This is a genomic window from Psychroserpens mesophilus, assembly GCF_050617655.1.
Taxonomy (GTDB): Bacteria; Bacteroidota; Bacteroidia; order Flavobacteriales; family Flavobacteriaceae; genus Psychroserpens; species Psychroserpens mesophilus_A.
This window is the reverse complement of sequence record NZ_JBODQC010000012.1, coordinates 14,921-28,953: the sequence shown is the minus strand read 5'-3', so window position 1 is coordinate 28,953 and position 14,033 is coordinate 14,921. Positions and strand designations below refer to the sequence as shown.

Annotated in this window: 10 protein-coding genes; 7 read left to right on the top strand and 3 right to left on the bottom strand. The window is 30.5% G+C overall.

Annotated elements, in window-relative coordinates:
* The first annotated feature begins 1 nt into the window (after position 1).
* Genes ACRHNM_RS14995 through ACRHNM_RS14975 form a run of 5 tightly spaced genes read left to right on the top strand, consistent with a single transcriptional unit; the run spans position 2 to position 6,985 of the window.
* Positions 2-415: a hypothetical protein gene (locus tag ACRHNM_RS14995; protein ID WP_431137467.1), complete on the top strand. Its 414-nt coding sequence runs from the start codon at positions 2-4 to the stop codon at positions 413-415.
* Complete coding sequence (locus ACRHNM_RS14990) at positions 408-863, top strand: hypothetical protein (protein ID WP_431137466.1); 456 nt, start codon at positions 408-410, stop codon at positions 861-863. Before ACRHNM_RS14995 ends, ACRHNM_RS14990 begins: the two co-directional genes overlap by 8 nt.
* Positions 864-866: 3 nt before the next feature.
* On the top strand, positions 867-1,973 hold the full coding sequence (locus ACRHNM_RS14985) for a hypothetical protein (protein ID WP_431137465.1): 1,107 nt from the start codon (positions 867-869) through the stop codon (positions 1,971-1,973).
* Positions 1,973-4,543, top strand: a complete 2,571-nt coding sequence (locus ACRHNM_RS14980; RefSeq protein ID WP_431137464.1) for a hypothetical protein — start codon at positions 1,973-1,975, stop codon at positions 4,541-4,543. The genes ACRHNM_RS14985 and ACRHNM_RS14980 overlap by 1 nt, the downstream gene beginning before the upstream one ends.
* A gap of 57 nt (positions 4,544-4,600) precedes the next feature.
* A complete protein-coding gene (locus tag ACRHNM_RS14975; RefSeq protein WP_431137463.1) occupies positions 4,601-6,985 on the top strand; it encodes a hypothetical protein in 2,385 nt (794 codons plus the stop codon).
* Positions 6,986-7,046: 61 nt separating this feature from the next.
* Here ACRHNM_RS14975 and ACRHNM_RS14970 read toward each other — a convergent pair whose 3' ends face one another.
* The 3 genes from ACRHNM_RS14970 to ACRHNM_RS14960 form a co-directional block, all read right to left on the bottom strand.
* A complete protein-coding gene (locus ACRHNM_RS14970; protein ID WP_431137461.1) occupies positions 7,047-7,547 on the bottom strand; it encodes a PrsW family intramembrane metalloprotease in 501 nt (166 codons plus the stop codon).
* 19 nt (positions 7,548-7,566) lie between these two features.
* A complete protein-coding gene (locus ACRHNM_RS14965; RefSeq protein WP_431137460.1) occupies positions 7,567-8,121 on the bottom strand; it encodes an NUDIX hydrolase in 555 nt (184 codons plus the stop codon).
* Positions 8,122-8,183: 62 nt separating this feature from the next.
* Positions 8,184-9,272 carry a M42 family metallopeptidase gene (locus ACRHNM_RS14960; protein ID WP_431137459.1) on the bottom strand — a complete coding sequence of 363 codons (1,089 nt, stop codon included), beginning with the start codon at positions 9,270-9,272 and terminating at the stop codon, positions 8,184-8,186.
* A 137-nt stretch (positions 9,273-9,409) separates the two neighbouring features.
* On the opposite strand from ACRHNM_RS14960, the gene ACRHNM_RS14955 reads away from it, so the two are divergent.
* Together ACRHNM_RS14955 and ACRHNM_RS14950 are read left to right on the top strand one after the other, a co-directional pair.
* The gene (locus tag ACRHNM_RS14955) at positions 9,410-10,297 is read left to right on the top strand and encodes an ABC transporter ATP-binding protein (RefSeq protein WP_431137458.1); all 888 of its coding nucleotides are present in this window, start codon (positions 9,410-9,412) and stop codon (positions 10,295-10,297) included.
* Positions 10,298-10,328: 31 nt separating this feature from the next.
* Positions 10,329-13,973 carry a M1 family aminopeptidase gene (locus tag ACRHNM_RS14950; RefSeq protein WP_431137457.1) on the top strand — a complete coding sequence of 1,215 codons (3,645 nt, stop codon included), beginning with the start codon at positions 10,329-10,331 and terminating at the stop codon, positions 13,971-13,973.
* Positions 13,974-14,033 lie beyond the last annotated feature (60 nt).

Below are 14,033 nucleotides of genomic sequence, written 5' to 3'. Positions count from 1 at the left end.
AATGTATAACCAAATCAAAAATATATGTACAACAAATGAATGGGTATTTACCTATGCAAGAGAAGATTTTGCCAATTTATATGATGGTGAAGAACAAGTAGATGATACAACACCGTTAGTGTTTTTATACCCACCACTAATAACTGAAACGTTTGGTGATTATAACGAATTAGAATCAACAAATTATACTGGTGATTTTTTAGTCCTATTATCATCAGATATTGATGAAGAAGATTATGATTATAGGTATCAAACTTATATCAAACCATTAATTAATAATACAATGATAACAATCAAAGAATCTATACAATGTGATAATACTTTATCAATTGTGACGTGGAGAATTACAGAAGTTTTGAACCTATTTGATTTTAATCTAGATGGTTTATTAATAACCTATTCTGTAAATGGATAATCAAAACGATATAATCAAAAAAGAGATAGAAGGAATTCTAGATGATATTAAAGCACTTTATAATAAAAGTGGTAAACGTGCATCTGGAAAGTTTGAAACGTTGTTAGAAGCTAAATATGGAGTCAATAAAGCTGAAATATTTGGTGCAACATATTTAGCTGGTAGAAGTAGTGGTAAAATGCCACCGATTCAAGAAATTAAAAAGTGGATTGAATCAAAAGGTATAAAATCAGTTAAAGATAAAATATCTAGTACTGGTCTAGCTTGGGCAATAGCAAAAAAGATAGCTAAAAATGGAACAAATAAAGCAAATCAATTAAAAGTGTATGAACAAGTGATTACACCAGAACGTATTGATTCAATCATAAAAAAAGTAAGTGAATTCAATGTTAATCTATTCGTAAATGAGATTGAAACATCACTAGAATTATTAGAAAAAAATATATAAGAAATGGCAATTACATTCACACAAGAACCAACTGGTATTTATCCAGCATATAATGATAGTTACATAACATTTAGTAATGTTCAAGTTGGTGTAACAACTAGATATGCTAGAATAACAGCTGAACCATTTGATAATTATTTTACAATATATCCAGATACCAATGGAATATTCACATTTAATTTAAAAGAGATTGTTAAAGCTAATTTTGATGGTTTTGAAGATTCAACATTCATACCACCATCAGCACAATATGAAATTAAAGATGATAGAATTTTAGATTTAGATGTTAATATTTGGTTAGATAATGGTTCAACAATTACAGTTGAAGATAAAACATATACTTTTTCAAAATCAGTTAAACAAATTGATGAAACAATCTTTGAAAATAATTGTCAATTATTACATAAATCAACCAATGGTATTGATTACAATCTTACATATTTTGAAGGGTATGAATTTCAATTTGAATTATTAAAAGTATCTGGTAATACTGATATTAAAATTGTAAATCTAAATAGTACTAATGAAGAAGTAATTATTACTGGTAATACTGATTCAAATACAATGCGTTTATGGGTTGATAAAGGAACTTCAAACTGGACTACATTAAACGTAATAGCATTAACTGATAATGTGAATAGATTAGAAATCTATGAAGATGATGTATTTAAAACCAATTTAAACTTAAAGAAAGTACCATCTAAATGTGGTGTTTATTTGAAATGGTTTAACCCACAAGGTGGTTATTCATATTGGTTATTTGATGAATATTATAGAGAAACTTTAAAAGGTAAAGCAATTGGTGAAATCACTAGAAATTCATTTTTAAATGTAGATGAATCACCTAAATCATTTTCATACAATCAAGGTAAAGAAATCACTAAAACATTAAGATTGAAATCTACAATGAATAATGATGAAATCAATTATGTAAAAGAAATACTTACATCACCATCAGTACAATTATATACATCACAAACACCATTTCAAACTGGTGAATGGATTACTGTAAATGTATCTGGTACTGTAAACACTAATAACAGAAGAATAAACGGTAATGATATCACTTTAACAGTGGAATTACCAGTACAATATAATATAACATATTAATGAATATTAAAGAAGAAATAATTATTGAAGGTCAAAGAGTTGATTTATTTGAAGGTGGTAAAATTTCAAGAACTTTAACTATAAATAGTTTAGGTAATATTACAGCTAAACAATCTTCATATTCTAATACTATCAAATTACCTAAAACATCAAATAATACAAGAATATTTGAAGGTTTAGGTATTGCTGGTAATAATACTCAATTACCATATAATAGATTAAGGTGTAGTTATTATTATAATACTATTCCAATATTTGTTGATGGTTATGCAATCATTCAATCAGTAACACCAGAAACATATAATTTAACAATATATAATGGTATTATCGAATTAGGTGAAGCATTAAAAGGTAAAAAATTATCTGATTTAAATCTATCTGGTTTAACTCATTCAATTAGTATAGAAGATTATCAAACATATATTAATGATGATACATCAAATTTTAATTACTCAATCATTACTGATAATGTTCAAAGACCAGAATCATACCCATTTGAAGATAATATATCAGCATCAACTTATAATTTAAGTGAAACACTACCATTTATAAAAGCTGAATATGTTTTTAATAAAATTATTGAAGAAGCTGGTTTTGAAGTTGATGGTGATTTATTTGAAGATGCTAATATTTATGATTCATTTAAAAAAGAATATATATCATTAAGTGAAGGTTATGTTGTTGATGCCCCACTTGAAATTATTACAGAAAATATTGGTGATATTGAAACAACTGAATTTAATATTGAAGAAGTAAATGAACATAATGTTGGTACTGAACCTTTACCAGATGATATATATAGATTAGATGATGTATCAAATACAAGTTTTTCTTCTACAACAGAAATTACTATTGATGCTGGAAGCTTTACCACCAATTTCAGTGATATAATTAGAATAAATATTTCAGCAAATTATAATATTCGTTTTGCCGATTATTTGAGATTAATACTTTATCAAAATGGTGTTGAATTTAGAGTAATAAATATGACACAATCATTTGGTGCTAATATTCAAACAGAAGAAATTGAATTATTTACAAATGATGGTGATGTTTATACTTGGAAATTAGAAGCTAATTCTAAGTATAGTCTAAAATATATTGATTTTTCAAGTGGTTTTGTATTTGGTGAATGGTTAGAATATAACTTCACCTTTGATTATAATATAGGTATAAATGATGTACAACCAGTAACTGTTTCTGGTAATGAAATGAAATTAGGTGATGTTAAACAATTAGACTTTATAAAAGATATTACAAATAGATATGGTTTACTTCTAAATAAATCAGAAACTAGTAATGTAATCACAACTAAAAATATTAATAATTTATTAATTGGTATAGATGGTTTCGTAGATTACACTTCAAAATTAAATAGAAAAAAAAGTGAAGAATTTACAAATTCATATGCACAAGAAAACTTCTTTAAATGGAAGTATGGTAAAAATCCAAATTCAGAAATAGATACAACTGGGTTTTATGATGATTCATTTTTATTAGATAATAAACTTGCAACATCTGAAAAAACAATATTCACTTCAATATTTGAAGTGATTAATAATAACTTATTTACTACTTCATATTTTGATGACTATTATCAAACATATTCAAGTCTAAAACACAATCTAATAGCATATGATGAAGAATTAATCTATGAACCAGTTGAAAATAAATTGAAATTGGTTAATCTTCATAGAAGTGATGATAAGGTTGATTATTCTTTATATTTTAATGGTACACCAGCTGTACCAATCAATGATTATTTCAATTATCTAACATTACCAAAACCTTATTCAGAAGTATTTGATGAATATTATTCAAGTTTAATTGAAGTATTAGATAAATATAAAACAGTAAAAGTTGAATTCAATTTTAATTTAGCTGATATTAAAAATTTTGACTTCTATAAATTAATATTCTTAAAACAAACTGGGCAATATTATTTCTGTAATAAATTGAAATATAATGTTACTTCAACACAAGTAGAAGCTGAATTAGTTGAAGTGGGTAGAAGTGTTAATTTATACCCAGAAGAATGTAAAACTTGGACTGTAAGAGCAACTGGTAATCCTACTGAACCAGAAGATGCAATTACAATTACATACTATGATTGTAATAATCAAATAATCACTGAAACATTCACTTATGATTTAGATACAATTATTTGTACTAATGGTGTAAGGTCAATTCAATTCGGTACTTCTGGTGATACATATAATGGTGACCCATTTTTAACAGATGCTGTATATACAACTGGTTCAAATGCAGTGGTGACCAATACAAATAATGAATGTAATTCAACACCTTGTTATAATTGGACTGTAAGAGCAACTGGTAATCCTACTGAACCAGAAGATGCAATTACAATTACATACTATGATTGTGAAGGTGATGAAGTAACTGAAACATTCACTTATGATTTAGATACAATTATTTGTACTAGTGGTGTGAAATCAATTCAGTTTGGTGTTACTGGTGATTTATATGTTGGTTCACCATATTTAACAGAAACTGAATATACAACTGGTTCAAATGCAGTTGTAACCAAAACAGAAACACAATGTAGTTAATAACTACAGATAACGATTCACAAGATGAATCACAATACCCCAAATATACTATGAACAATGGCAGAAACGATAAAAATTGCTTCTTTAGAAATAGACAATAAAAAATTATTATCAGAACTTCAATCAACTAAAAAAAGAATTGAAGAACTATCAGCATCACAAAAAGAATTAGCAAAAGCTGGTGATACTACCAGTGCTATATTCATTAAAAATGAAGCTGAATTAAAGAACCTTCAAAAAGAATATAGAGCGCAAAGTAAAGTTCTACAAACTACAACCAATGCAACAACTAGATTAAATGATGCATTGAATAAGAATGTTCAATCAATTGATGATGCTAAAAAACAAAATAAAGAATTAGTTGAAATAAGGAATCAATTAGATACAAGTACCAAAAAAGGTAAAAAATCTTTAGATGATATTAATAAAACAATTGATAAGAATAACGACCTTATTAAAGAGAATACATCTAAATTAGAAAAACAAAAATCTAATGTTGGTAATTACCCATCTTTATTTGGTAAAGCTAAAGGTGCTGTAATTGGTTTTGGTTCAGCATTAAAAGCATTAGGTATTGGTTTTATTGTAGCTGGTATTGCTAAACTTACTGAAGCATTTGGTAGAAATCAAAAAGTAGCTGATGCAGTATCTACTGTATTCAATGCAGTAGGTATTGTATTCGATAAAGTAGTTGGTACAATTGTAGATACGGTTGAAGCTGTATCACAAGCTAATGGTGGTTTTGATGCGTTAGGTAAAGTAATGAGTGGTTTACTTACCCTAATTATAACACCACTTAAAGCATCATTCTTTGCTATTAAATTAGCTATTTTAGAAGCACAACGAGGTTGGGAAAATTCATTTTTCGGTGGTAAAGATGCTGATAAATTAAAAGAACTAGATACTAAAATTAATGAAACAAAAGATACATTAGTTGAAATAGGTGCTGAAGCTATTAGTGCTGGTGCAAAAGTAGCTACTAATTTTGGTGAAGCATTTAATGAAGTTGCTGATGGTGCATCAGCTGTAGGTACAGCTGTATCTAATATAGATTTTTCAAACGTAGTTAAAGATGCTAAAGCATTAACTGAAATAAAAAAAAATACTGAAGGTTTAATTATAGCACAAGAAGGTGTTGTACAAAGATTAGAACGTCAATCAGAAAAATTTAGACAATTAAGAGATGATGAATCTTTATCATTCGAGGATAGACAAAAAGCTAGTGATGATTTACTTGCTAATTTAAATAAACAAAGTAAAGCTGAAAGAGATTTAATTGGTTTAAGATTAGCTAATGCACAAAAAGAAGCATCATTAAATAAAGGTAATGTTGATTTACAAAATGAAGTATTAAGACTTAAAAATGAACAATTAGCTGTAGAAAATAAAATTGAATCACAGAAATCAGAACAAAAAACTAGTGATGCTACTTTAAATAAAGATAAACTTACAAGTATTCAAGATTTTGAAAATAAAAAAGATGAACTTTTAGATTCAATAAATGAAAGAAGAAATGAAGATGAATTTAAAACACAAGAAGAAAAACTTCAAAGAGATTTTGATAGACAAGAAGCTGAAATTGAAAACCTTCAACTAACTGAAGAAGAAAAAACTGAACTATTAAAATTATTAGAACTTGATAGAGATTTACAATTACAAGAAATTAAAAATAATGCTAATATTGCAAAGGTTGAAAAACAAGCTGAATTAGATTTAGCTGAAATTGAATCTGATAATGCATTAGCACAAGCTAAAATTAATAATGCAAGACAAGTAACTGGTATTCTAAATACAATACTAGGTGATTCATTAGCAGCTAGAATTGCTTCTATTGTTGCTGAAAGTGCATTAGCTGTTGCACAAGTTAAAATCAATACAGCACAAGCTAATGCACAAATAGTTGCTAATACTCAAATTGCAAACGCTAAAGCAGTTGCAACTTCACCTTTAACTGGTGGTTTACCTTTTACAGCTATTAATACAGCATTACAAATAAAAGGTATAGCACAAAATAAATTATCAGCTGGTTTAAATATTGCACAAATTCTAGCATCAAGTGTAGTTAAGTTAGCTTCATCAAAACCAAAGGCTGAAAAAGGTATGTATGTTGAACGTGGTGGTTTATTATCTGGTGCTAGACATTCACAAGGTGGTATTAATATCGAAGCTGAAGATGGTGAAGCAATCATTAATAGAAAATCAACAGCTAAATATTTACCATTGTTATCAGCAATCAATCAAGATGGTGGTGGTGTATCATTTGGTAGATTTGAACGAGGTGGTATTGCTGGTTCAGTACCAGCACCTTCAACTGGTAATATAATTGATATTGAAGCATTAGCAACAGCTGTAGCAAATCAACCAGCACCAGTTGTATCTGTAGAAGAAATATCTTCAGTATCAAATAGAGTGAATGTAATTGAATCACAATCTGTATTATAACCAGAATAATACATATTTTATATAAAAACCCATCTATCAACGATGGGTTTCTTATTTTTTATTAATAAGCGTAACCCCTATAAACGTTAGACTTACTACCTACCAATACTTTAACCTTCACAAAAGTAGCATGCGCAGGAACAGCTGTAAAAGCTCTTAAGACAGCAACACCAGCTCCTCCTTCTAAAACGTATAATACATTTTCGGTAGCTGCAAAACCCATAGATACCATAACAGCATAAACAATTCCGTCAAAAGGTTCGTTAAACGCAAGTCTGGGTTGAGCAAAATAACGCACGATAACATATTTGCTGAATTCTTCAACTAAAGCTACCACAAAAAAAGCTTTTATAAATTGTTCTAAGACGCTAAATTTATCTTTTAAAGGTAAGAGAATATCAAAACCAAGATACAGAATTGTTGTGATAATGATACTCACAACAGCTCCAAAAAGAAAGCTTAAAAGAAGTAAACCTTTTGGCTCTTTTTCATACTTGTCTTTACAGTAAATGTATATAATTATGATTAGTACTGGAGCAACTGCAAGTAATACGTTATTCATGTATGAAAAATAATGAAAATTATTGGGTTCGTTTTGTTGAGATTGTCTCTAAAACAAAGTCATAATACTTCCGATTGCTTGAGACAAAATGATTGTTAGTTTCGCTGTGCTCTAAAAGTGTTTTAAACTCAGAAAGACTCACAAACTTTAAAGCTTCCACTTCTTCCTTTTGAGGAGAGAAGTCTTCAATAGGAAGATTGATTTCTATTATAAATGTCACATGAAATTCGTTATCTATAATGCCGTTAGGATAAGACCGAAAACATTTAAACGTACCAACTTTAATAAGCTGCTTTTCTGAAATGCTTAGCCCAATTTCTTCTTTAGCTTCTCTTACAGCTGCTTGCTCAGGTGTTTCACCTGCATCAATATGTCCTGCGATTGAAACATCCCAAAGTAACGGACAAATAGTTTTTGAAGCAGCTCGTTGCTGGAGAAGTATTTTGCCTTCAGAAGTAAATAACCAAACATGTGCTGTATTGTGTAAATGTCCTTTAGTGTGAATTACAGATTTGGGGACTGATACTCCTGTAGGTATTCCGTATTGATCAACGATATCTATGTTTTCTTCCATATTGAAAAAGCCTCAATTAAGAGGCTTTACATTTAATTCTTTGCCTAATCCAGATTAACTGGTTATTCAAAATATGAGAATGTGTCGCCTTCTTTTATTTTGAGTAATGTCTCATAAATCATCTTAATAACGTTTTCAACATCATCACGATGCACCATTTCTACAGTGGTATGCATATATCGCAATGGTAACGAAATTAAAGCAGAGGCAACACCTCCATTACTGTAGGCAAATGCATCTGTGTCTGTTCCAGTTGCTCTTGATAAAGCAGAACGTTGAAACGGTATTTTTTTAGCTTCAGCAGTATCTGTAATTAAATCACGCAATTTTTGTTGTACTGCAGGTGCATAAGCAACTACAGGACCTTTACCCATTTCTAAGAGACCCTCTTTTTTCTTGTCTATCATTGGTGTTGTTGTGTCGTGAGTTACATCTGTTACAATTGCAATGTTAGGTTTTATGGTTTCAGTAATCATCTGTGCTCCACGTAATCCAATTTCTTCTTGAACAGAGTTTGTTACATATAACCCAAAAGGAAGTTTTTTCTTGTTTTCTTTTAAAAGACGAGCGACTTGAGCAATCATAAATCCACCCATTCTGTTATCTAAAGCACGACATACAAATTTGTCTTTATTTAGAATATGAAATTCATCAGGATAGGTAATGACGCAACCAACATGAACGCCAAGTTTTTCGAAGTCTTCTTTAGTAGCGCAACCACAATCGATAAAAATATTATCAGGTTTTGGTGCTTCTTCCTTAGACTTATTTCTTGTATGTATGGCAGGCCAGCCAAAAACGCCTTTTACAATGCCATTTTTGGTATGAATATTTACAATTTTACTTGGTGCAATTTGGTGATCACTACCACCATTTCTGATGACATAAATTAAACCGTTATCTGATATATAATTGACATACCACGAGATTTCGTCGGCATGACCTTCGATTACGACTTTGTATTTTGCGTTTGGGTTAATGACACCAACAGCAGTTCCGTAAGTATCTGTAATAAATTCATCTACATAAGGTTTGAGGTAATCCATCCAGATTTTTTGTCCATCCCACTCATATCCTGTTGGAGCTGCATTGTTTAAATATTTTTCTAGGAAATCAATCGATTTTTTGTTGAGTATGCTTTTTGTAGCCATAAAAGTTATTCTGATTTTATATAATTGTAAAAATAAACCGTTTTATTTTCTTTTTAAGGCTTCGGAAAAGATTTTTGTAACAAATCGCCTTATTTTTGTACTTATTGACCTATACACTAATAATTAAACACGTACAGATGAAGCTTATCATTAAAGATTTAACGAAAACTTATAAAAACGGAGTCAAAGCCATTGATAACCTAAGCTTAGAAATAGGTAGTGGAATGTTTGGTTTATTAGGTCCTAATGGCGCAGGAAAATCATCTTTAATGCGAACTATTGCAACGTTACAAAGCCCAGATTCTGGAAGTATTACATTTGGAAATATTGATGTCTTAGGTGATAAAATGGCGTTGAGAAAGGTATTAGGATACCTTCCGCAATCTTTTGGTGTGTATCCAAAAATGTCTGCTGAAGACTTATTAGATTATTTTGCAATGCTTAAAGGAGTAAGTTCAAAACCTGACCGAACAGCTTTGGTTAAAGAAGTTTTAGAAATTACAAACTTGTACGATGTACGTAAAAAGCATGTTGCAGGATATTCTGGAGGTATGAAACAACGCTTTGGAATCGCACAATTATTATTGAATAATCCAAAACTAATTATTGTAGATGAGCCTACTGCAGGATTAGATCCAGCAGAAAGACACCGTTTTTTAAATGTCTTGAGAGAAGTAGGAACTAATTGCACTGTGATTTTCTCTACTCACATTGTAGAAGATGTAAAAGAGCTATGTAATGAAATGGCAATTTTAAATGGAGGACGTATTTTAAAGCACACCACACCAACAAAAGCAAGACAAGAGTTGATTGGAAGCATATGGACAAAAGTTATTGAGCGTGATGATTTAGAAGCGAATGAAGTTAAGTATGATATATTATCTTCAAACTATAATGAAGACAATACGCTGAACATTCGGGTGTATGCAGAGTCTTTACCTGATGCAGAGTTTAAGTCAGCAGAACCACAATTAGACGATGTGTATTTTTTAGCATTAAAGCATGATGAACCAGTATTGAGCTAAGTTCAAAAATCAATAATTTAAAAAGTACATTATGTTTTCAACTATATTTTTTCATGAATTAAAGTACTGGATAAAAAAGCCAGCATTTTACATTTATATGGCCATTTTCTTTGGCTTATCATTAATTATGGCTGCATCTACAGCAGGTATTTTTGATAGTCTTACTGTCACAACCGGTTCTTCTAAAATTGTGAATTCACCATTAGGTGTTAGTAATTTATTTAATGGTTTGACCATTTTGATTTTCTTTTTATTTCCTTCTATTGTTGGTGTGTCTGTATATCGAGACTATAAAAGTGAAATGCATACCATTTTATATTCATACCCTTTCTCAAAAGCAAATTATTTATTTGCTAAGTTTTTTAGTTCCATCCTCATCGTTACATGTATTGTATTGACGATTGGTATAGGAATGTTTATCGGATTTAGGTTGCCTGGAACCAATTCTGATTTGGTTGTCTCATTTGATTTTACATCATATTTTAACGCATATTGGTTATTTATTTTACCAAATATTTTACTTTTTGGAGCAATTGTATTTGGAGTTGTAACGTTTACCAGAAATATTGCAGCAGGTTTTATTACTATTATTTTATTACTTTTTGTTCAAGGTTTAACAGAATCGCTTTTATCAGATCCAGATAATCGATATTTGGCAGGACTACTAGATCCTTATGGCTCTGCAGCAGCGTATTACTACACGAGATACTGGACCGTTGCTGAACAGAATGAACTGCATATCCCTATTAAAGCATTAATTTTATACAACCGTTTACTGTGGTTAGGTGTTTCTGCCATTATATTTGGTTTAGTCTTTAAATATTTCAGTTTTAGTCAAAATGCTATATCATTTTCATTTAGAAAAAGTAAAGGAGAACGTTCTACAAAACGAAATTTTGGAGGTATTACGCGTATTAATCTTCCCAAAGTCAACTTTGATTATTCTTTCTTTCAGAATCTAAAAACGACCTGGAAAATTTCAAATGTAGAATTCAAATACATCGTTAAAAGCTGGCCGTTTATTAGTATTGTTATTGTTGGATTAATAATTGTACTGATAGCACTTTCAGATTTTAGTAATCCTTTTGGAACACCCACTTACCCAAGAACGTGGCGTATGCTTCAAGGAGGAAGTGCTTTTGTAATCGCCATTAATATCTGTACGTTTTTATATGCAGGAATGCTAGTAAATAGAAGTAAAATAGCGAATATTAATCATCTGGAAGATGTGACACCAATTCCAAATTGGTCTCTGTTTTTATCTAAGTTCATCGCGATTGTTAAGATGCAGTTGCTGCTGCTTTCTGTTATTATGATTTCGGGTATATTATTTCAATTATATAAGGGGTATTACGACATTGAATTAGGTTTGTATATAAAAGAACTGTTTGGCTTAAGACTTATTAATTATATCGTTTGGGCATTTTTAGCATTAACAGTTCAAACTCTTATTAGAAATCCATATTTAGGATTATTTATCTTAATTGTCTTATCAATAGGTATCCCATTACTGAGTTTAGCTGGAGTTGAGCAATCGATATTTAAATACAATGAAGGACCAGGCTTTAGATATAATGATATGAATGGTTATGGCGATTCTTTAGGACGTTATTTACTTTACAAATTCTATTGGGTTTTAGCAGGTTCTGTACTTATGGTTATTGCTGCTTTATTTTGGGTACGCGGACTTCCGCATTCGTTTAAAGAACGCCTTCAGATTGCCAGATTGAGATTTAAACGTCCAGTAGCAATTACATTACTGGTTTTGCTTATTGGATTTTTGGCTCTAGGGTTTAAAATCTATCATGAAAATAATATTGAAAATACAAGATACTCTTCAAAAGAAAGGGAACTCCAAACAGTTGAATGGGAGAAGACTTATAAAAAGTATGAAGATTATGCGCAACCAAGAATCATTTCAGTAAAAACGAATGTCAATATCTTTCCTAAAGCGTTAAATTTTGATGCTTCTGGAGATTATGTGATGGTCAATAAGACCAGTCAGGCTATCGATAGTATCTTTATAAATCACAATAGTTATCCCAGTACGTTTGAGTTTGATAGAGAAAACACACTAGTGTTAGAAGATACGCTATACAATTTTGATATCTACAGGTTAAAACAACCTTTAAATCCTGGTGATACAATGACCTTGCATTTCACGGTTCATAATAAAACAAATACCATTTTAACAAATAGTTCTCCAGTCTTACGAAACGGAACTTTTATCAATAACATGCAATTGTTCCCTAATCTGGGTTATAATGGAGGTGAATTAACCGATAATAAAACCCGTGAAAAATATGATTTGCCACCTAATGATTTAAAACCACATCCATCAGACTCTACAGCTCTGGGGAATACTTATATTTCTAAAGATAGTGATTGGATAGATTTTGAAGCAACAGTCAGCACAAGTGAAAATCAAATAGCTATTGCTCCAGGTTATCTTCAAAAAGAATGGACAGAAGATGGTCGACGCTATTTTCATTATAAAATGGATAGTAAAATATTAAATTTCTATGCTTTTAATTCTGCTGAATATGAAGTGAAACGCGATACATGGAACGATGTTAAATTAGAAATTTATTATCACAAAGGTCACGAGTATAATTTAGACCGAATGATGAGAGGAATGAAGGCATCATTAGAATATAACAGTGAAAATTTTAGTCCGTACCAACACAGACAATTGCGTATTATAGAGTTTCCAAGTGGTAGTTTTGCACAATCGTTTCCTAATACCATTCCATTTGCTGGTGATGCAGGATTTATTGCAGATGTTGACGATAGTGATGAAGGCGGAATTGATTATGCATATGCCATTACAGTTCACGAAGTAGCACACCAATGGTGGGCACATCAAGTTATTGGAGCAGATGTTTTGGGAGCCACAATGTTATCTGAAAGTCTATCAGAATACGTTGCTCTAAAAGTTCTGGAGAAAGAAATAGGAAAAGCCCAAATGCGTAAATTTTTGAAAAAATCTCTTGACGATTATTTAATTCAGCGTACGTTTGAAAGTAAACGGGAAAAAGCGCTGATGTATAATGACGGACAAGGTTATATTCGTTATCAAAAAGGATCTTTAGTGTTTTATGCGTTGAGTGATTACATAGGAGAAAAAGTGCTCAACGATGCTTTAAAAACATATGTGGAAAAGGTTAAGTTTCAGGAACCTCCTTATACAACGTCTATCGATATGGTAAATCACATCAAGGCTGTTACACCAGACAGTTTACAATATGTCATTAAAGACATGTTTGAAACCATTACTTTGTATGATAATCAAATTGTAGAGGTATCTTCAACTGAATTGGATAACGGTAAATTTAAAGTCGATATAGAATTTAATGTAAGCAAATATCGAAATGATGAAAAAGGAAAACGTTTTTATTCCGAAGAAGGTAGAGATTCTATCAGCTATACTCCTGAAAATAAAAAATACCCTATCCACTCTGTTGTTCTTGAAGATTATATAGATATTGGTGTCTTTGCTGAAGATGATATCGATGGAAACAAGAAAGAGCGTGTACTGTATTTACAAAAGCATAAAATCACAGAAATTAACAATACAATATCGGTTATTGTTGACGAAAAGCCAGTTGAAGTTGGTGTAGACCCTTTCAATAAGCTCATTGATACACGTTCAGACGATAACCGAAAGCGACTCTAAAATTTGAAATTTTTGTTAGAAACCCATAGCGTAAAAGTTTATGGGTTTTTTGTGTGGTAG

What these genes read in the sequence shown, in the direction of transcription:
- ACRHNM_RS14995 (WP_431137467.1), top strand. Translation starts at nt 2, where the DNA reads ATGTATAACCAAATCAAAAATATATGTACAACAAATGAATGGGTATTT.
- ACRHNM_RS14990 (WP_431137466.1), top strand. Translation starts at nt 408, where the DNA reads ATGGATAATCAAAACGATATAATCAAAAAAGAGATAGAAGGAATTCTA.
- ACRHNM_RS14985 (WP_431137465.1), top strand. Translation starts at nt 867, where the DNA reads ATGGCAATTACATTCACACAAGAACCAACTGGTATTTATCCAGCATAT.
- ACRHNM_RS14980 (WP_431137464.1), top strand. Translation starts at nt 1,973, where the DNA reads ATGAATATTAAAGAAGAAATAATTATTGAAGGTCAAAGAGTTGATTTA.
- ACRHNM_RS14975 (WP_431137463.1), top strand. Translation starts at nt 4,601, where the DNA reads ATGGCAGAAACGATAAAAATTGCTTCTTTAGAAATAGACAATAAAAAA.
- ACRHNM_RS14970 (WP_431137461.1), bottom strand. Translation starts at nt 7,547, where the DNA reads ATGAATAACGTATTACTTGCAGTTGCTCCAGTACTAATCATAATTATA.
- ACRHNM_RS14965 (WP_431137460.1), bottom strand. Translation starts at nt 8,121, where the DNA reads ATGGAAGAAAACATAGATATCGTTGATCAATACGGAATACCTACAGGA.
- ACRHNM_RS14960 (WP_431137459.1), bottom strand. Translation starts at nt 9,272, where the DNA reads ATGGCTACAAAAAGCATACTCAACAAAAAATCGATTGATTTCCTAGAA.
- ACRHNM_RS14955 (WP_431137458.1), top strand. Translation starts at nt 9,410, where the DNA reads ATGAAGCTTATCATTAAAGATTTAACGAAAACTTATAAAAACGGAGTC.
- ACRHNM_RS14950 (WP_431137457.1), top strand. Translation starts at nt 10,329, where the DNA reads ATGTTTTCAACTATATTTTTTCATGAATTAAAGTACTGGATAAAAAAG.